16 protein-coding genes, 1 pseudogene and 1 riboswitch are annotated in these 18,129 nt (G+C 74.9%); of the genes and pseudogenes, 8 read left to right on the forward strand and 9 right to left on the reverse strand.

Annotation, left to right across the window (positions count from 1 at the left end; genetic code table 11):
* Positions 1–118: 118 nt before the first annotated feature.
* Positions 119–1,519 carry an FAD-linked oxidase C-terminal domain-containing protein gene (locus tag AB0G14_RS11655; protein WP_357696276.1) on the reverse strand — a complete coding sequence of 467 codons (1,401 nt, stop codon included), beginning with the start codon at positions 1,517–1,519 and terminating at the stop codon, positions 119–121.
* Between the two features lie 67 nt (positions 1,520–1,586).
* Between AB0G14_RS11655 and AB0G14_RS11660 the strand changes: the two genes are divergently transcribed.
* A complete protein-coding gene (locus tag AB0G14_RS11660; RefSeq protein ID WP_357696278.1) occupies positions 1,587–1,910 on the forward strand; it encodes a DUF4031 domain-containing protein in 324 nt (107 codons plus the stop codon).
* A gap of 87 nt (positions 1,911–1,997) precedes the next feature.
* Here AB0G14_RS11660 and AB0G14_RS11665 read toward each other — a convergent pair whose 3' ends face one another.
* Positions 1,998–2,633 carry a metal-dependent phosphohydrolase gene (locus AB0G14_RS11665; RefSeq protein ID WP_357696280.1) on the reverse strand — a complete coding sequence of 212 codons (636 nt, stop codon included), beginning with the start codon at positions 2,631–2,633 and terminating at the stop codon, positions 1,998–2,000.
* Between the two features lie 74 nt (positions 2,634–2,707).
* Here AB0G14_RS11665 and AB0G14_RS11670 point away from each other — a divergent pair, with 74 nt between their 5' ends.
* Entirely contained in the window at positions 2,708–3,964 is a 1,257-nt protein-coding gene (locus tag AB0G14_RS11670; protein ID WP_357696391.1) for an FUSC family protein, read from the forward strand.
* A 133-nt stretch (positions 3,965–4,097) separates the two neighbouring features.
* Here the strand turns inward: AB0G14_RS11670 and AB0G14_RS11675 are convergent, their stop codons facing one another.
* Positions 4,098–5,396, reverse strand: coding sequence for an aminotransferase class V-fold PLP-dependent enzyme (locus tag AB0G14_RS11675; protein WP_357696282.1), 1,299 nt, complete (start codon positions 5,394–5,396; stop codon positions 4,098–4,100).
* 46 nt (positions 5,397–5,442) lie between these two features.
* A riboswitch (SAM riboswitch) is annotated at positions 5,443–5,564 on the reverse strand.
* 63 nt (positions 5,565–5,627) lie between these two features.
* Here AB0G14_RS11675 and AB0G14_RS11680 point away from each other — a divergent pair.
* Entirely contained in the window at positions 5,628–7,091 is a 1,464-nt protein-coding gene (locus AB0G14_RS11680; protein WP_357696284.1) for a PrsW family intramembrane metalloprotease, read from the forward strand.
* Between the two features lie 97 nt (positions 7,092–7,188).
* Here the strand turns inward: AB0G14_RS11680 and AB0G14_RS11685 are convergent, their stop codons facing one another.
* On the reverse strand, positions 7,189–7,356 hold the full coding sequence (locus AB0G14_RS11685; RefSeq protein ID WP_350706900.1) for a hypothetical protein: 168 nt from the start codon (positions 7,354–7,356) through the stop codon (positions 7,189–7,191).
* Positions 7,357–7,458: 102 nt separating this feature from the next.
* Positions 7,459–7,797 carry a co-chaperone GroES gene (locus AB0G14_RS11690; RefSeq protein ID WP_088998164.1) on the reverse strand — a complete coding sequence of 113 codons (339 nt, stop codon included), beginning with the start codon at positions 7,795–7,797 and terminating at the stop codon, positions 7,459–7,461.
* Positions 7,798–7,957: 160 nt separating this feature from the next.
* Between AB0G14_RS11690 and AB0G14_RS11695 the strand changes: the two genes are divergently transcribed.
* Positions 7,958–9,256: an AI-2E family transporter gene (locus AB0G14_RS11695; protein ID WP_357696287.1), complete on the forward strand. Its 1,299-nt coding sequence runs from the start codon at positions 7,958–7,960 to the stop codon at positions 9,254–9,256.
* Positions 9,257–9,270: 14 nt separating this feature from the next.
* Here AB0G14_RS11695 and AB0G14_RS11700 read toward each other — a convergent pair whose 3' ends face one another.
* Complete coding sequence (locus AB0G14_RS11700; RefSeq protein WP_357696393.1) at positions 9,271–11,550, reverse strand: ATP-dependent DNA helicase; 2,280 nt, start codon at positions 11,548–11,550, stop codon at positions 9,271–9,273.
* A 95-nt stretch (positions 11,551–11,645) separates the two neighbouring features.
* On the opposite strand from AB0G14_RS11700, the gene AB0G14_RS11705 reads away from it, so the two are divergent.
* Complete coding sequence (locus AB0G14_RS11705; protein WP_350706906.1) at positions 11,646–12,152, forward strand: DUF402 domain-containing protein; 507 nt, start codon at positions 11,646–11,648, stop codon at positions 12,150–12,152.
* A 97-nt stretch (positions 12,153–12,249) separates the two neighbouring features.
* Here the strand turns inward: AB0G14_RS11705 and sigJ are convergent, their stop codons facing one another.
* On the reverse strand, positions 12,250–13,215 hold the full coding sequence (gene sigJ / locus AB0G14_RS11710; protein ID WP_357696290.1) for an RNA polymerase sigma factor SigJ: 966 nt from the start codon (positions 13,213–13,215) through the stop codon (positions 12,250–12,252).
* A 395-nt stretch (positions 13,216–13,610) separates the two neighbouring features.
* Here sigJ and AB0G14_RS11715 point away from each other — a divergent pair, with 395 nt between their 5' ends.
* The gene (locus AB0G14_RS11715; RefSeq protein WP_350706910.1) at positions 13,611–14,237 is read left to right on the forward strand and encodes a DUF47 family protein; all 627 of its coding nucleotides are present in this window, start codon (positions 13,611–13,613) and stop codon (positions 14,235–14,237) included.
* A 4-nt stretch (positions 14,238–14,241) separates the two neighbouring features.
* Entirely contained in the window at positions 14,242–15,246 is a 1,005-nt protein-coding gene (locus tag AB0G14_RS11720; protein ID WP_357696292.1) for an inorganic phosphate transporter, read from the forward strand.
* A 56-nt stretch (positions 15,247–15,302) separates the two neighbouring features.
* Here AB0G14_RS11720 and AB0G14_RS11725 read toward each other — a convergent pair.
* Positions 15,303–16,270, reverse strand: a pseudogene (locus AB0G14_RS11725) (Gfo/Idh/MocA family oxidoreductase).
* Between the two features lie 71 nt (positions 16,271–16,341).
* Here AB0G14_RS11725 and AB0G14_RS11730 point away from each other — a divergent pair.
* Positions 16,342–17,175, forward strand: a complete 834-nt coding sequence (locus AB0G14_RS11730; RefSeq protein ID WP_357696294.1) for an NUDIX domain-containing protein — start codon at positions 16,342–16,344, stop codon at positions 17,173–17,175.
* 167 nt (positions 17,176–17,342) lie between these two features.
* On the opposite strand, the gene pstB is transcribed toward AB0G14_RS11730, so the two are convergent.
* Positions 17,343–18,119, reverse strand: a complete 777-nt coding sequence (gene pstB, locus AB0G14_RS11735; protein WP_350684604.1) for a phosphate ABC transporter ATP-binding protein PstB — start codon at positions 18,117–18,119, stop codon at positions 17,343–17,345.
* Positions 18,120–18,129: the final 10 nt, after the last annotated feature.

Below are 18,129 nucleotides of genomic sequence, written 5' to 3' on the forward strand. Positions count from 1 at the left end.
CCCCCGCGCCGCCCCGGCCCCGCCAGGCCTGCGGTGGCCGGTCGCACCGCGCGTCGCCCCGCCGGCGTGCCCGCCACCCTGCGGCTCCCGCCACGCGTCGCCCCGCCGGGGCCGGCTGTCAGAGGACCTTGCCGGGGTTGAGCAGGCCGGTCGGGTCGAGCGCGGCCTTGATCGCCTGGTGCACGGCGACGCCCACCGGGCCGATCTCGCGGGCCAGCCAGTCCCGCTTGAGCAGGCCCACGCCGTGCTCGCCGGTGCAGGTGCCACCCAGCTCCAGGCCGAGTCGCATGATCTCGTCGAAGGCGCGCCGGCCGCGTTCCAGGCTCGCCGGGTCGGCCCGGTCCACCACGATGTTCGGGTGCATGTTGCCGTCGCCGGCGTGACCGACGACGCCGATCGGCACGTCGCACTCCGCCGCGATCCGGGCCACCCCGTCCAGCAGCGCCGCCAGCGCGCCCCGGGGCACCGCCACGTCGTCGATGACCAGGCCGCCGTTGCCGCCCGGGTAGGCGTCCGCGGCGAACTTCTCCATGGCCGGGTGCGCGAGCCGGCGGGCCTGCAACAGGGCCGCCGCCTCCACGGCGTCGGTGGCCGCGTAGACCTCGTCGGCGCCGGCCGCCTCGCAGACCGCGGCCAACCCGGCCAGGTCGTCGGCCGCCCCGGCGCCGGTGTCGGCGGCGGCCAGCAGCAGCGCCTGCGCGTCCGTCCGCAGGCCCATCGGCCGGTACGCCTCGATCGCCCGCAGGTGGGTCTGGTCCAGCAGCTCCAGCAGGCTGGGGGAGAGGCCCCGGGCGGCGATCTCGGCGACGGCCGCGCCGGCCGCGGCGGTGGACGGAAAGACCGCCACCATGGTCAGCGACTCCGCCGGGGCGGGACGCAGTGCGACGGTCACCTCGGTGATCACGCCCAGGGTGCCCTCGGAGCCGACGAAGAGCCGGGTGAGGTCGTACCCGGCGACGCCCTTGGCCGTGCGCCGGCCGGTGCGCAGCACCTCGCCGGAGGCGAGCACCACCTCCAGGCCGAGGACGTACTCGGTGGTGACGCCGTACTTGACACAGCACATGCCGCCAGCGTTGGTGGCGACGTTGCCGCCGATGGTGGAGGACTCCCACGAGCCGGGGTCGGGCGGGTACCACAGCCCCTGCTTCGCCACCGCGGCGGCGAGCGTCGCGTTGACCACGCCGGGCTGCACCACGGCGATCCGGCTCACCGGGTCGATCTCCAGGATGGCGTCCATCGCGACCGTACTGAGCACCACCGCGCCGTCGACCGCGTTGGCCGCGCCGGCCAGCCCGGTCCGCGCCCCCTGCGGGACCACCGGCACGCCGTGCCGGGCGGCCGCCCGCAGCACGGCGGAGACCTGGGCGGTGCCGCGGGGACGGACGACCACCAGGGGCGTGCCGGCGGCGCAGAGGTCCGCCTCGTCCCGTTCGTGCATCCGGAGCAGGTCCGGGTCGGTCAGCACGGCGTCGTCGCCGAGTGCCGCCCGCAGGTCGTCGAGGAGAGGGGGTCCGGCCATGCCGCCGAGGCTACGGTCGGCCGCGTGCGACCGACAACCGGCCCTCGCACCGGGTAACTTGGCCGGCATGCTCTACCTGGACCGGCCCGCCTGGCCGTGGCGGGGGCGGCTCTGGTCCCACCTGATCAGCGACGTCTCCCACGCCGAGGTGCACGCCTTCGCCGAGGCGCTGGGGGTGCCCCGCCGGGGCTTCGACCGGGACCACTACGACATTCCCGCCGAGCGGTTCGCCGCAGCGGTCTGGCTGGGCGCCCGGGTGGTGCCGAGCCGGGAACTCGTGCGCCTGCTCCGGCAGGCCGGCCTGCGCCGACCGAAGCACCTGACCCGCCCCCGCACCCCCGCTGCCCGCCCCTCCGGCGATCTTGCAGTTCCGGCCCTGTCTATACGGTGATTCGCAGCTTTCGCCCGGGCCGAAACTGCAAGATCGCGGAAGCCGAGGGTGGGGGCCGAGGGGGCGGGGCGGGGCGGGGGCCGGGACTCAGTGGAGGGTGGCCAGTTCGCGGGTGAGGTTGGCGCGGGCCCGGGCTTCCCAGCGGGTGGCCAGCGGCGGCAGCCGGAACAGGGCCGGCAGGGCGAGCAGCCCCGTGAGCACCCGGGCGCGGCCGGCCCGGAAGGCCGGGTCGGGCACGTGCGCGTACTCCCGGCGGATCGCGGCGGCATAGTGGTCGTACGCCCCGGGTGGCGCGGCCAGGACGGCGAGATCGGCGTCGCAGAGCAGCGCGCCGTCGGCGTCGCCCGGGTCGACGGCGTGCCCGGCGGTGAGCAGGACCAGCCGGCGGACCTCGGCCACGGCGTTGGCCGGCAGCCCCGACCGGGTGAGCAGGGCGTCGGCGAGCGCCGCGCTGTCCCGCTCGTTGGCGTCGCCCTCGGCGCGTGGGTCGTAGACCGCGTCGTGGCACCAGGCCGCGAGGCGCACCAGGTCCGGCCGCGCGGCGGACGACGCGTGCGCGTCGACCACGTCGAGGACGACGGTCAGGTGGGCGACCGTGTGGTGGTGCCGGTGCGGTTCCCGCCAGCGCCCCAGCAGCTCCGCCCCGGCGCGGTCCCGCTGCGTCGCGTCGGTCGCCCCGGCGCCCCGGGCCGCCGCCCGCCACCGGTCGAGAAGGTCGGCCATGCGGCCGAGTCTGCCGCACCGCCGCCGACACGGAGGATTCACCCGCCCCGGTACGGGTAGTCCCCGCCATGGCCGTGGCCCGGGACCGTCGACTCTCGCTGGTGCGGCGGGCCATCCGCCGCGACGGCGGAACGGACATCGACGGTGCCCGCATCGCCGACGCGATGGAGGAGCTGCGGCACCGCGGCAGGGCGACCCTGCACGACCGGCTGCACCGGGTGCGGATGGCGTGGGGCCTGGCCGTGCAGGCCGGCCTCGCCGCCGGCCTGTCCTGGTGGGCGGCGCACAATCTGCTGGGCAACCCGGAGCCGGTGTTCGCGCCGATCTCCGCGGTCGGCACCCTCGCCGCCTCGGTCGGGCAGCGGCTCCGCCGTACGGTGGAGCTGATCCTAGGGGTGGCGATCGGGGTCGCCGTGGGCGACTTCCTCATCTACCTGGTCGGCACCGGGGCGTGGCAGCTCGGCCTCGTGGTGACCGGGTCGATCGTGCTGACCATCTTCGCCGGCGCCAGCGTGTCCATCGTCATCCAGGCGGCGGCCACGGCCGTGCTGATCGTCACGCTGAGCCCGAAGACCGCGAACCTGGAGATCCCCCGGTTCGTCGACGCGTTCGTCGGCGGCGGGATCGCGTTGCTGGTCACCTCGGTCCTGCTGCCGCTCAATCCGCTCCGGGTGATCAACCGGGCCGCCCGGCCGGCGCTGGACCTGCTCGCCGCGCAGCTCGACGACACCGCCGACGCCCTTCGCCAACGGGACCGGGACAAGGCCCAACGGGCCCTGGACCGGCTGCGCAACAACCAGGAGGAGCTGTCCACCTTCACCGAGGCGATCGAGGGGGCGAAGGAGACCGCCGTCCTCTCGCCGGCCCGGTGGCACCGGCGGGACGAACTCACCCACTACGCCGAGGCCGCCGACCCGATCGACCGGGCGATGCGCAACGCCGGCACGCTGATCCGGCGCGCGGTCACCCTGATCGAGGACGAGGAGCCCGTGCCGGAGCCGATGCCGGACGCGGCGGGCCACCTCGCCGAGTCGGTACGCCTGCTCAAGCACGAGTTCGCCGTCGGGGAGGAGCCGGAGAAGGCACGGGAGCGGGCGCTGCGCGCGGTCAGCGAGGCCGGCCGGGCGTACGCCGAGGGGGTGGGCTTCTCCGGCAGCGTGGTGATCGCGCAGGTGCGCACCACGGCCAGCGACCTGCTGGTGGCCTCCGGGATCAGCCAGGAGGAGGCGAACCGCCTGGTCCGGGAGTCCTTCGGCGACCAGGACACCCCGAGCGGCCAGGCCGAGCCGGCCGCCGCCCCGAAGCCGCCCACCGCCCCGCCGGTCGGCTGACCCGCCGCCCTGCCGGTCGGCTGACCCGCCGCCCTGCCGGTCGGCTGACCCGCCGCCCTGCCGGTCGGCTGACCCGCCGCCCTGCCGGTCGGCTGACCCGCCGGCCCGCGGGTCAGCCGTGCGGTGGGGTCGTTCAGGCCGCCGCGGCGAGGGCGGCGAGCAGCCGGTCCACGTGTTCCGCCGTGCTGCCCAGGCCGACGCTCGCGCGCAGGGCGGTCGGCGGCAGGTCCCGCCGGCCGCTGCGCGCCGCCGCCTCGGCGAGCAGTCGCCGGGCCAGCGGGTGGGCGCAGAAGAGGCCGTCGCGCACCCCGATGTCGTGGTTGCCGGCCAGGTCCGCCGCCACGTCCGCCGAGTCCCGGCCGGCCACCACGAACGACACGATGCCCACCCGCGGCGCGTCCGGCCCGAAGGTGCGCAGCTCCACCACGTGCGGCAGGGCCGCCAGGCCGCGGCGCAGCCGGGCCAGCAGGGCCTGCTCGGCGTCGTGCAGCGCCGCCCGGTCGGCCCCGGCCAGGGCGCCGCAGACCGCCGCGAGGGCGACCGCGCCGAGCAGATTCGGCGTGCCCGCCTCGTGCCGGGCCGGTCCGGTCGCCCAGCGCACGTCGTGGGTGGCCGCGCCGACGTGACCGGTGGCGCCCCCGCCGGCCAGGTACGGCGGTGCGGCGTCCAGCCAGTCCGCCCGCCCGACGAGCACCCCCGCGCCGAACGGCGCGTACAGCTTGTGGCCGGAGACCGCGAGATAGTCGACGTCGAGGGCGGCGACGTCCACCGGCGCGTGCGGGGCGAGCTGCGCGGCGTCGACGGCGATCCGGGCCCCGTGCCGCCGGGCCACCCGGGCCAGCTCCGCCACCGGCCAGCGCTCGCCGGTCACGTTGCTCGCCGCGGTCACCGCGACGAGCACGGGCGGGCGGCGGTCGGTGCCGGGGGCGCCCCCCGCGCCCGGCCTGCGCAGCTCGGTGAGGGCGGCGTCCAGCGCCCGGACCGCCTCGGCCGGCTCCCGCGGCACCGGCAGCCGGACCGATCCGCGCGGCCAGGGCAGCAGGTTCGCGTGGTGCTCCCCGCCGAAGGTCACCACCGTGGTGCCGGCGGGCAGCACCCGGGCCAGCAGGTTCAGCGCGTCCGTGGTGTTGCGGGTGAAGAGCACGTGGTCGCCGGCGCGGGCGCCGAAGAAGTCGCCGACGGTCTGCCGGGCGCGCTCGTAGGCGAGGGTGCAGCGCCGTGACAGGGCCCCCGCGCCGCGATGCACGCTGGCGTACCAGGGGAGCAGCTCGGCCACCGCGTCGGCGGCGGCCCGCGCGCACGGCGCGGTGGCCGCGTAGTCCAGGTTGACCTGGCCCGGCACGCCGAGCACGTCGAGCGGCCCGGCGGCCGCGGGCGGCGGCGCGGTCCGCGTCGGGTGCGGCGCGGGCGGGGGTACGAGGGTGACGGTCATCGGCCGACCTCCGGGTCCGGGGACCCCGGGTGGGCACACCGGGCGGGGTCCGCGCTTGCCCGGCACGCGGATCGGGCCGGGCCCGGTCATCACCCGGGGCACCCCACCGCGAACCTCGACGAGGGTTGCCGGCCAGCAAGCCGGGGCTTGACGCTGGCGCTCGTGACCTGCCGGCAGCATAGCGCGCGGATGCGCCCGGTCCAGCCGGCCGGGGGTGACTACGCTGACCGCATGGCCGACACCCCGCCCGGCGCACCCCTGCCGCCGTCGCCGACCGTGCCCGCCGTCCCGCAGTCGGGCGCGGCCGCTCCCCGGATGCCGCTGCGCCGGCTGGGCTGGCGGCGGGCCCTGGTGCTGGCCGGGGTCGTCCTGCTGATCGCCGCCTGCGCGGTGTTCATGGTCTTCACGCTCGGCGAGAGCCTCGGCGTGCAGGCGCTGCTGATCGGCCTGGTCGCGGCGATCCTCCCGGTTCCGGTGCTGGTGGGCTGTTTCCTCTGGCTCGACCGGTACGAACCGGAACCGCTGAAATACCTGATCTTCTGCTTCGCCTGGGGCGCGTTCGTCTCGACCGCCGCCTCGCTGACCGTCAACGAGTTCTCGTCCGGGCTTTTCGACGACTGGGGGCTGCCGACCGCGCTGACGGCGGTGCTGGTCGCGCCGTTCATCGAGGAGCTCACCAAGGCGCTCGGGCCGATCCTGCTGCTGATCTTCCGCCGACGGGAGATCTCCGGGATCACCGACGCCCTGGTCTACTGCGGGCTCTCCGCGATCGGGTTCGCCATGGTGGAGAACATCCTCTACCTGGGCGGCTACGGCTACGCCACCGGCGTCGAGCGGTACGGCCCGGCGACCGGCACGCAGCAGGTCATCGCGATCTTCATCGTCCGGATCCTGCTCTTCGGCTTCGCCCACCCGCTGTTCACCTCGATGACCGGGGTCGGGCTGGGCATCGCCGCCCGCACCGCCGACCGGCGTGTCCGGGTGCTCGCCCCGATCGCCGGCCTGCTGCTGGCGATGATGCTGCACGGCCTGTGGAACCTGCTGCCCACGCTCACCCAGGCCACCGGTGAGGCGCTGATCATGCTGTACGGCTTCATCGGCGTGATGGTGCCGATCTTCTTCGGCATGGTGGGGCTGGCCGTGTGGCTGCGGGCCTGGGAGGGGCGGCTCACCGAGCGCACCCTGCCGGACTACGTCCGGGCCGGCTGGCTGACCCCGCCGGAGGTGGCGGCGCTGAGCAGCCTGGGGCGACGGCACGCGGCCCGGGTGTGGGCCAAGCGGGTGGCCGGGGACGCCGGTGTGCGGGCCATGCGCGGCTACCAGTTCGCGGCGACCCGGCTGGCGCTGCTGCGCGACGGCGCGCTGCGCGGCCTGGACCGCAGGCCGGCGGACCGGGAACGGACGGCGCGGGAGGAACGGGAGCTGCTGGAGGCCATCGCCGCGTACCGGTCGTTCTTCGTGGGGAGGGATCCGCAGGCGCCGGCCGGGATCTGGGACGGGCACCGCTACCACCTGCGGTTCCCGGACGGCTCGCAGCGGCCGGTCGAGGCGCCGGACGAGCCGGTGGTGCCGATCCCGGTGGTGCTCGCCCCGCCGCCCCCGGCCTTCCCCGCCGGCTACGGGGCCCCTGGCTACGGCCCGCCCGGCTGGCCCGGCGCGCGACCCGCGGGTTCCTGGCCGCCCGGCCACCACTGACTCCGGTCCCCGGCCGCCCGGCCACCACTGGCCCGGTCCCCGGCCGCCGGTCACCGCTGAGGCGGCGCCCCGGGCCGCCCCGTGGTGGTCCGGGTCGTCAGGTCATCAGGCTGGTGAGGAAGTCGCCGAGGCCCTGCGCCATCGCCATCAGCCCCGCCCCGATCGCCTTGAACATCTCCGCCGCGCCCTCGGGCCGGAACGCCATGAAGTAGATCAGGAACGCGACGCTTCCCCAGAGCAGCAGCTTCTTCACGAATACCGGCATCGTCCCTCCCCAGGGCCGGTGGTGCGGCTGGCTTCCCGGCCGGGAGCGCCGCAAACGACACCGGCGCCCGCAGCCGCGCGCGGCGGGGCGGGCGGGGAGGGCTCAGAGGTAGAGGCCGGTGGAGTCGTTCTCCACGCGCTCGGCGGCCACGGCGTGCACGTCGCGCTCGCGCAGCAGCACGTACCCGCGACCGTGCAGCTCGACCTCCGAGCGGTCGTCCGGGTCGAACAGGACCCGGTCGCCCGAGACGATGGCGCGGACATTCGGCCCCACCCCGACAGCGGTGGCCCAGGCGAGCCGCTTGCCCACGGCGGCGGTCGCCGGGATCACGATGCCGGCGGTGGAGCGGCGCTCACCCTCGCTCCCCTCCATCCGCACGAGCACGCGGTCGTGCAGCAGGCGGATCGGCAGGCCGGAGTCGAGATTCTGGTCGGCGGTCACGCCGGAAACGCTACCGTGTCCCGGTCGGGCGGCCGTGAGCGGTTACGCGCCGGGGGCGGGGGGCACTGGGTGGCGGAACTGCCCTACGGTGGCGTGGTCGGACGTACCCTGTCCGCCCACCGGGGCGGGCACGGCCAGGTTCTGAAGCCAGGAGGTGCGCTTGAGCCGCTTCGAGCGGGTACGCGGACGGCTCCGTCGCGCGTACGAGTCGGGCCGGAAATCGGTGCGCCCCCGTCGTACGGACCCGGTCGACGCCCCCGAGCCGGCCGGGGTGGCCTCGCCGGCGACCCCCGGGCCGGTGGCGGCGCCGTCGGCGGCCGTGGTCGGGGCGGAGACGCCGGCGGCGGTGCACACCTCCACTTCCAGCCGGGACGACGCCGACGTGCCGCACGGGCTGCGGATCGCCGCCGCCTGGTCCTGGCGGCTGATCGTGATCGGCATCGTCGGCTGGGCGCTGCTGAACATCGTCGGCGCGATCAAGATCGTGATAATCCCGCTGGCGGTCGCGCTGCTGTTCTCGGCGCTGCTCGCGCCGGCCGTCGGCTGGCTGTTGCGGGCCCGCTTCCCCCGCTCGCTGGCGACCGCGGTGGTGCTGGTCGGCGGCCTGGCCGCGGTGATCGGCACGCTGACCCTGGTGGTGAACGAGTTCATCCAGGGTGTGCCGGAGCTGAGCAAGAAGTCCTCGGAGGGCGTCCGGCAGATCCAGGACTGGCTCAAGACCGGCCCGCTGCACCTCTCCGACGGCCAGCTCGACCGCTACATCGACGAGGGCCAGGACTGGATCAACAACAACACCGAGAAGTTCACCAGCGGTGCCCTCTCGACCGCCGCCACGCTGGCCGAGGTGCTGACCGGCACGCTGCTGGTGCTCTTCGCGACCTTCTTCTTCCTGCGGGACGGCAACAAGATCTGGCGCTTCCTGGTCCGGCTGCTGCCGGTGGCCGCCCGCTGGAAGGTCGACGACGCCGGCCGGGCGTCCTGGTCGACGCTGGTCGCCTACGTGCGGGCGACCGTGCTGGTCGCCTTCATCGACGCGGTCGGCATCGGCGTCTTCCTGGTCGTCTTCGACATCCCGTTCGCCTTCCCGCTCGCCGCGCTGGTCTTCCTCGGGGCGTTCATCCCGATCGTCGGGGCGACCCTGTCGGGCGTCGTCGCGGTCCTGGTCGCGCTGGTCGACAGCGGCCCGGTGACCGCGCTGATCATCCTCGGCGTGGTGATCGGGGTGCAGCAGGTGGAGGGGCACCTGCTCCAGCCGCTGATCATGGGGCGCGCGGTGGCCATCCACCCGCTCGCGGTGATCATCGGGATCGCGGCCGGCGTGGTGCTCGCCGGGATCACCGGCGCGCTCGTCTCGGTGCCGCTGATCGCCGTGCTGAACACGGCCGTCCGCCGGCTCGTCGCCCGCACCGTTCCGGACACCCCGCCCGACGCCGTCGTCGTCGCCTCCAAGGCCCCCTGACCCGCCTGGGCGGGTCAGACCTTGGCGAGGCGTTCGAGGGCGCCGCGGGCGACCTCCGGCCGGGTGGTGTACCAGAACGGCGGCAGCGAGCGGCGCAGGAAGGCTCCGTAGCCCCGCGCGGTCTCCAGCCGCGAGTCGAGTACCGCGACCACGCCCTTGTCGCCGGTCGACCGGATCAGCCGCCCCACCCCCTGCGCCAGCCGGACCGCGGCGATCGGCACGCTCACCGCGGCGAAACCGGATCCGCCGTTGGCGTCGACCGCGGCGGCCCGGGCCGCCGCGAGCGGCTCGTCCGGCCGGGGGAAGGGCAGCCGGTCGATGACCACCAGCTGGCAGGAGTCGCCGGGCACGTCGACGCCCTGCCACAGCGACATCACCCCGAACAGGCAGCTCGCCTTCTCCTCCCGGAACCGGCGCACCAGCAGCGGCAGCGCCTCCTCGCCCTGGAGCAGGACGGGCAGGTCGGTCCGCGCGCGCAGCAGCTCCGCCGCCTGCTGCGCGGCCCGTCGCGAGGAGAAGAGGCCGAGCGTACGCCCGCCTAGCGCGGTGACCAGCGCGAGCAGCTCCTCGCCGGCTGGGTCGGGCAGCCCGGAGACGCTGGGCCGGGGCAGGTGCGCCGCGACGTAGAGGATGCCCTGCCGCGCGTAGTCGAACGGCGAGCCGACGTCGAGCGAGCGCCACCCGGGCCCCGACGTGGCCGGCAGGCCGGGCGTGCCGGTCGCCGGGCCAGGCGGCTCGTTCCCCGCCGACCCGGCGCGTCCGGTCGCCCCGCCGCCACCCGTGGCCCCGGCCGGGCCGGCCCCGGCGGCCGACGTGACTCCGGCGCGCCCGGCCGGGTCGGTGCGTCCGGCGGCGCGGGCGGCCAGGGCCGCGGCGGCCGGTGACGGCGGGTCGGCCGGGGGCGCCTCCAGCCCGAGCGCCCGGGCGACCGTGTCGAACCGGCCGCCGAGTGTCAGGGTCGCCGAGGTGGCGACCACGGTGCGCTCGTCGTACAGGTGGGTGGCGAGGGTGCCGGCGACCGACAGCGGCGCGACCACCAGCGCCCGGCGGCCGGTGTTGTCGTTCTTCTCCACCCAGGCCACGTCGTGGTCGGCCTCTTCCAGCAGCCGCTGGGCGGTGGCGGAGAGCTCGTCGAGCACCGCCTTGGCCTGCTGCTTGCGCACCGGATCGGGGTCGTCGGCCTTGATCTCGCCGATGCCGTCGAGCGCCGCCCGGGTGGCCGCGTCGAGCAGGGTGCACGCCTCGCGCAGCGCGGCCGGCAACCCGGAGGTGATCCGCCCGGCCGGTGCCTCCGCCAGCCCGACCGCCAGGGCGTCGCCAGCCGCGGTGAGCGAGTCGGCGGTCTCCGGGCGCAGCAGTGGGCGGGCCCGCTTCGCGGAGCGGTCGATCAGCTCCGGCACCAGCTCGGCCTGGGCGGCCGAGGAGACGCGGTCGGCCAGCTCGTGCGCCTCGTCCACGATGAGCAGCTTGTGCGGCGGCACGATGTGCCGGCCGGCGAGCATGTCCACGGCCAGCAGGCTGTGGTTGGTGACGACGATGTCGGCCTCGCGGGCGCGGGCGCGGGAGGCCTCGGCGAAGCACTCCGCGCCGAACGGGCAGCGGGCGGCGCCGACGCACTCCCGGGCCGGCATGGAGACCAGCCGCCACGCCTGGTCGTCGACGCCCGGGTCCAGCTCGTCCCGGTCGCCGGTGTCGGTCTTCTCCGCCCAGTCGCGCAGCCGCTGGATCTGCTTGCCGAGCCGCCCCGCCTCGCCGAGCCACTTCGTGCCGCCGCCGGGGCGCGCCGCCGGGGCGTCGAAGAGCGTGTCCTCCGGCTCGTCCTCGGTGGAGTTGTCCAGCCGGGCCAGGCAGAGGTAGTGGTGCCGCCCCTTGAGCACGGCGAAGGTGGGCCGGCGGCCGAGCACCGGCTCCACGGCGTCGGCGAGCCGGGGCAGGTCGTGGTCGACCAGTTGGGACTGCAACGCCAGGGTGGCCGTGGAGACCACCACCGGGCCGTCCACGGTCAGCGCCGGGGTGAGGTAGGCCAGCGACTTGCCGGTGCCCGTGCCGGCCTGCACGAGCAGGTGCTCGCGCGCCCGCACGCACTCCTCGATGGCGGTGGCCATCTGCTGCTGACCCGGGCGCGCGGCGCCGCCGGGCACCGCGCCGACCGCGGCGGCGAGCAGCTCGGCCCCGCTCGGCCGGGAGCCCCGCCGGCGGCCTCCGGTGCGGGGCGAGGGGGCGGCGGAACCGGTGGCGAGGCGCGGAGTCACCGTGCGACGGTACCCGCCGGCGCCGACACCGGCCGTGCCGATCCGGCCGTGGCGTCGTCACGGTACGGAATCCCACGGGCCGAGTCCGGTAACTTCCGTGCGGCGACCGATGGGCGGTATCGGTTAGGGTGCGACTCATGCCGAGCGACGTGGTCCGCGTGATCTACCGCAAGTACGACGGCAGCGCCCACCGCGACTACCCGGCCCGCCGGCTGGCCGAGGACGACCTCGGCGTCTGGCTCGGCGTTACCGAGGGCACGAAGTCGGTCTACCACGGCCGGCCGTCGGTCGAGCAGATCCCGTTCGTGCTCCTGGTGCCCCACCAGGGCTGGTGGACCGGCATGTTCAACCCGCCGCCGCGCACCAGCGAGGTCTACTGCGACATCGCCAGCCCGGCCCGCTGGGAGGACGACCACACCGTCCACCTGATCGACCTGGACCTGGACGTGGTGCGCCGCCGGGCCACCGGCGCGGTCGAGCTGCGCGACGAGGACGAGTTCGCCGAGCACCGGGCCCGCTTCGGCTATCCGGACGACGTGGTGGCGGAGGCCGAGGCGGCGGCCCGGTGGCTCCTCGGCGCGCTCGGCGACGGCACCGAGCCGTTCGCCACGTCGTACCGGAAGTGGCTCGCCCTGGTGGTCTGAGCCGGCGCGGTCGCCGTGGCCTGGCGTGCCCGGGCGCTTCCATCGACACGGCGGCCCACCGACGCGGCGCCTGGGTGTCGCCGCCGCGGCGCCGGGGTCACCAGCGTGGCGGCCAGCCGTCGTCGGCCCCCAGCGGCGGCACGTCGCGCAGCTTCTCCGGGTTGAGCTGGTGGAAGATCCCGGTCACCCGGCCACCGTCCACCGCCAGGGCGGCGACCAGCCGCAGCGGCCGGCCGTCGGAGTACACCATCTCCATCTGCATCCCCAGCGCGCCGTCGACCAGCACCGGGCGGGCGCGCAGCGTGGCGCCGTAGCGGCCGGCCCGGCCGAAGAGGCCCAGGACGAACCGGGCCACCGCGTCGACGCCGACCACCGGGCGGCGGGCCGCCGGGAAGTGGCCGCCGCTGTCGCCGATGAGGACCACGCCCGGGGCGAGCACCCGCACCAGTGCGTCCAGGTCGCCCGACTCGACGGCGGCGACGAACGCGGCGACGACCCGGCGCTGCTCGGCCGGGTCGGCGGTGTCTCGGGGCGCGTCGGGCGCCTGCACCGCCCGGCGGGCCCGGGAGGCGAGCTGGCGGGCGGCGGCGTCGGTCGTGCCGAGCGCCTCGGCGATCCGGGGGAAGGGCACGGCGAAGACGTCGTGCAGTACGAAGGCGACCCGCTGCTCCGGCGTGAGCCGTTCCAGCACCACCATGAGCGCCGTGCCGACCTGGTCGGTGCGGACCGCGCGCTCCGCCGGGTCGGGCGCGAAGCCGTCGATGCGCGGGCCCTGGTCGAGCGGGGTCACCACGGGCTCCGGCAGCCACTGGCCGGGGTACGCCTCCCGCCGCACCCGCGCCGAGCGCAGCACGTCCAGGCAGATCCGGGCGCAGGCGGTGGTCAGCCAGGCGCCGAGGTGCCGGATCTCGGCGCGGGCCGCCGGGTCGGCGAGCGCGGCGGCGTACCGCAGCCAGGTCTCCTGCACGGCGTCCTCGGCCTCGCCGCGGCTGCCGAGCATCCGGTACGCGACCGCCAGCAGCCGCCCCCGCTCGGCCTCGAACTCCGTCGCCAGATCCCGCACCCGAACCTCCCAGCACCGACCCGTCGCCCCATTCTCCCGCCACCCCGACCCACCCACCGTCCCGCCTCGACGGGCGGACCGGGCGGGGGCTGGTACGCGGTGCCGGCGGACCGCGAGTGGTACCGCGACCGGGGTGGTCGCGCACCTGCTCAGGGAGACGTTCGGCACCCCTTGATCTGGGGTATCCGCCTGCCGGTTTCGACGTCCGGCGGGAACGGGAGCGGCTGCTGGGATCCGGGGGAAACGTCGTAGGTGAACGGCAGGTGAACGACCGATGAATGTGGCCTGACCAGGGGGAGGCCGCGGAATTCCCGCTTCCGTCGTTTCCTAGCATTCCCAGTCGGGCATCCCTCCGGGCGGCCGTACCCTTCCACCGACACGACGAGGTCCGTGCTGTGAAGTTTTCCTTCCGCCCGAACGAGGGCGCCTTCTACGAGCTCTTCACCAGGGCCGCGCAGAACCTGGTGAAGGGCACCGAACTGCTCAACGAGCTGGCCCTGCCCGGTGTGGAGGTGCAGTCGGTCAGCGAGCGGCTCACCGAGGTGGAGCACGACAGCGACCAGATCACCCACGAGCTCTACAAGAAGATCAACTCCACCTTCATCACGCCGTTCGACCGGGAGGACATCTACCGGCTCGGCTCGCTGCTGGACGACGTGATGGACCACCTCGAGGCGGTCGGCAACCTGCTCTACCTCTACGGGCTCACCAAGATCCCGTCGCTCCCCCGGGAGATGCACGAGCTGATCAACGTCCTCGACGCGCAGGCCAAGCTGACCGCCGAGGCCATGCCGCGGCTGAAGTCGATGAAGGACCTCGAGGACTACTGGATCGAGTGCAACCGGCTCGAGAACGACGGCGACCAGGCGTACCGGATGCTGCTGGTCCGCCTCTTCTCCGGCGAGTACGACGCACTGACCGTGCTGAAGATGAAGGAGGTCGCCGACGAGCTGGAGGCCGCCTGCGACTCCTTCGAGCACGTGGCGAACACCGTCGAGACCATCGCGGTCAAGGAGTCCTGATCCTGTGAGCCCCGAACTCATCGCCGTGCTGGCGGTGATCGCGGTGGCGTTGGCGTTCGACTACACCAACGGCTTCCACGACGCCGCCAACGCGATCGCGACCAGCATCTCCACCCGGGCGCTCACACCCCGGGTGGCCCTGGCCATGGCGGCGGTCGGCAACTTCATCGGCGCCCACTTCGGCGCCGAGGTGGCCAAGACCGTCGGCAGCGGCCTGGTGAAACTACCCACCGGGCAGGCCAGCCTCGGCATCGTCTTCGCCGGCGTGATCGGCGCGATCGTGTGGAACCTGATCACCTGGTACTTCGGCCTGCCGTCGTCCTCGTCGCACGCGCTGATCGGCGGACTGGTCGGCTCGACCGTCGCCGCGTCCGGCACCGTGCTCTGGAGCGGCATCGGGGAGAGCGTGATCATCCCGATGGTCCTCTCGCCGATGGTCGGCTTCCTGCTCGGTTACATCGTTATGATCGCCGTGCAGTGGATCTTCCGGAAGGGGCACCCCGGCAAGCTCAACCGAGGCTTCCGCTGGGCGCAGACCGCGTCGGCCGCCGCGATGTCGGTCGGCCACGGCATGCAGGACGCCGCCAAGACCATCGGCATCGTGGTGCTCGCCCTCTACGTGGGCGGCTACCAGGACGACCCGAGCTTCATCCCGGAGTGGGCGTTCTGGACCTCGGCGGCCGTGCTGGCCGCCGGCACGTACGCCGGTGGGTGGCGGATCATCCGGACGCTCGGCCGGAAGATCATCGACCTGAAGCCGCCGGAGGGTTTCGCGGCCGAGACCGTGGCCAGCTCGGTGCTCTATTTCAACGCGCTGGTCCTCGGCGCCCCGATCTCGACCACCCACACGATCACCTCGGCGATCATGGGTGTCGGCGCCACCAAGCGGCTCTCCGCCGTGCGGTGGGGCGTGGCCGGCAACATCGTCGGCGCGTGGATCCTCACGTTCCCGGCCGCCGGCTCGATCGGCGCCCTGATGTACTTCCTGGCCCGCCCGCTCTTCACCTGACGGCCGACCCGAAGGGCCCTCGCCGCAGGCGGGGGCCCTTCGCGCGTCCGGGGGCGTCAGGAGTAGTCCACGCCGATCTGGGCGCGGATCCCGTCGAGCAGGGCCATCACCTCCAGGGTGGCCGTGTGCGGGACCAGGGGGCTCTCCGGCAGGCCCTCGGCCAGGCAGCGCTGGACCTCGGCGGCCTCGTACTGGTAGCCGCCGCCGACCAGCTCGCCGGTGATCGTCTCCGGCTCGGCACCGGCCCGGTACAGGGTCGCCGAACCCGGGCGGAAGAACGGCTCCGGCAGGTCGATCCGGCCGGTGGTGCCGGTGACCGAGGCGACCAGCGGGGTCGCCCGACCATGCCGCAGCTCAGCGTGGCGACGGCGCCCGAGTCGTACCCGAGGACGACGCCGGTGTTCTCGTCGACCCCCTCGGGGCTCAGCTTCGCCCAGGCCCGGACGTGGTCGGGCACCCCGAGCAGCAGGTGGGCCAGGCTGACCGGGTAGACGCCGAGGTCGAGCAGGGCGCCGCCGCCGAGGGTGCGGGCGCGCATCCGGTGCTCCGGCGGGAACGGCCCGGCCACCCCGAAGTCGGCCCGCACGCCGGTCACCATGCCGATCGCGCCGTCCGCCACCAACTCGCGGAGGCGGCGTACGAGCGGGTTGGTCCGCATCCACATCGCCTCCATCAGGAAGACCCCGGCGGCCCGGGCGGCCTCGACCAGCTCGGTGCTGGTCGCCAGGTCGAGGGTGAACGGCTTCTCCAGCAGCACCGCGCGGCCGGCCGCGAGACAGGTCAGGGCCGCCTCGTGGTGCGCGGCATGCGGGGTGGCGACGTAGACGACGTCCAGGTCGTCGTCCGCGGCGAGTTCCGCCCACGAGGCGTACGCCCGCGGCACGCCGTGGCGGTGCGCGAACCGCTCCGCGCTCTCGGCGGTCCGCGAGCCGACCGCCGTCAGCTCGGCGCCCGGCACCAACCGGAGGTCCTCCGCGAAGCGGGCGGCGATGTGGCCGGTGGCCAGGATGCCCCAACGAGTCATGGCGGCCACGCTAGTGCGGACCACCGGACCGCAGGGCGGGCGATCCACCGGTCGGGAACTAGGCTCGGCGCATGACGATCCACGCCGACGGCTTCCCCGCACCCCCGGCGCTGGTGGAGCACGCCCGCCGGTTCCGCGCCGAGGGCGCCACCCCGGCGGCGCCCCGGGTCGCGGCCACCGTGCTGCTGCTCCGCCCGGCCGGCGACGACTTCGAGGTGTACCTGATCCGGCGGGTCGCCGCGATGGCCTTCGGCGGGATGTACGCCTTCCCCGGCGGCGGGGTCGACCCCTCGGACTCGCAGGCGCACCTGGACTGGGCCGGCCCGACGCCGGCCGGCTGGGCCGAGCGGCTGGGGCTGACCCCGGCGGACGCCCAAGCGGTGGTCTGCGCCGCCGCCCGCGAGGTGTTCGAGGAGGCCGGGGTCCTGCTCGCCGGCCCCGACGCCGGGACCGTGGTGGGCGACGTGAGCGGCGACGACTGGGAGGCCGACCGGGTGGCGCTGGAGCAGCGCCGGGGCGGCTTCGCGGATCTGCTCGCCCGGCGCGGGCTCACCCTCCGGTCGGACCTGTTGCTGCCGTGGAGCCGGTGGATCACGCCGGAGTTCGAGCCGCGCCGCTTCGACACGTACTTCTTCGTGGCCCTCCTGCCCGAGGGGCAGCGGACCCGGGACGTCTCCGGCGAGGCCGACCACACCCTGTGGATCCGCCCGGCGGACGCCCTGGCTCGGGCGGAGGCGGGCGAGCTGACCATGCTCCCGCCCACGCTGGTGAACCTGGCCCAGGTGGCGGCCGGCGGCGACCTGGCCGGCGTCGCCCGCGCGGCGGCGACCCGGGACGCCGCCACCCCGGTCACCCCGCGCCTCGACCTGCCCGACGACGGCGAACCCCGCTTCGTGCTGGCCTGACCGCCGCACCCGCCGCCCGTGTGCCGGCGCTGCCGTGCGCCCCGGTCCGGCACCGACGGGACGGGAGTCGGCCGCCGGCCGACGCGGTCGGGAGCCGGGGGGCGCGGACGCCGACGGCGCCCCGCCCGGGACGGGACGGGACGCCGGTGGGCGGGGACGGGGCCGGCTCAGCCGAAGCGGCCGGTGATGTAGTCCTCGGTCTTCTTCACCCCGGGGTTGCTGAAGATCTTCTGCGTGTTGTCGTACTCGATCAGGCGGCCCGGGTCGCCGGTCTTCTCGATGGAGAAGAAGGCGGTCCGGTCCGAGACGCGGGCGGCCTGCTGCATGTTGTGCGTGACGATGATGATGGTGAACTTGTCCTTGAGCTGGAACATCAGGTCCTCGATGGCCAGCGTGGAGATCGGGTCGAGCGCCGAGCAGGGCTCGTCCATCAGCACCACCTGCGGCTCGACCGCGATGGTCCGGGCGATGCAGAGCCGCTGCTGCTGACCGCCGGAGAGGCCGGCGCCGGGCTTGCCGAGCCGGTCCTTCACCTCGTCCCACAGGTTGGCCGAGCGGAGCGCCTTCTCGGCCGCCTCGTCCAGGATCGACTTCTTGCGGACCCCGTTGAGCCGCAGGCCGGCCACCACGTTCTCGAAGATGCTCATGGTGGGGAACGGGTTCGGCCGCTGGAAGACCATGCCGATCATGCGGCGGACGGCGGTGACGTCGACGTCCCGGTCGTAGATGTCCTGGTCGTCGATGGTGAGGCTGCCCTCGACCCGGGCACCGGGCAACACCTCGTGCATCCGGTTGATCGACCGGAGGAAGGTGGACTTGCCGCAGCCGGACGGGCCGATCAGGGCGGTCACCGTCTTCGGCTCGACGGTCAGGTTGATGTTCTCGATCGCCTTGAAGGCGCCGTAGTAGGCGGTCACGTTCGAGGCTTCGATGCGCTTGGCCATGGTGGTGGTA

This window comes from Micromonospora sp. NPDC023814, assembly GCF_040639595.1.
Taxonomy (GTDB): domain Bacteria; phylum Actinomycetota; class Actinomycetes; order Mycobacteriales; family Micromonosporaceae; genus Micromonospora.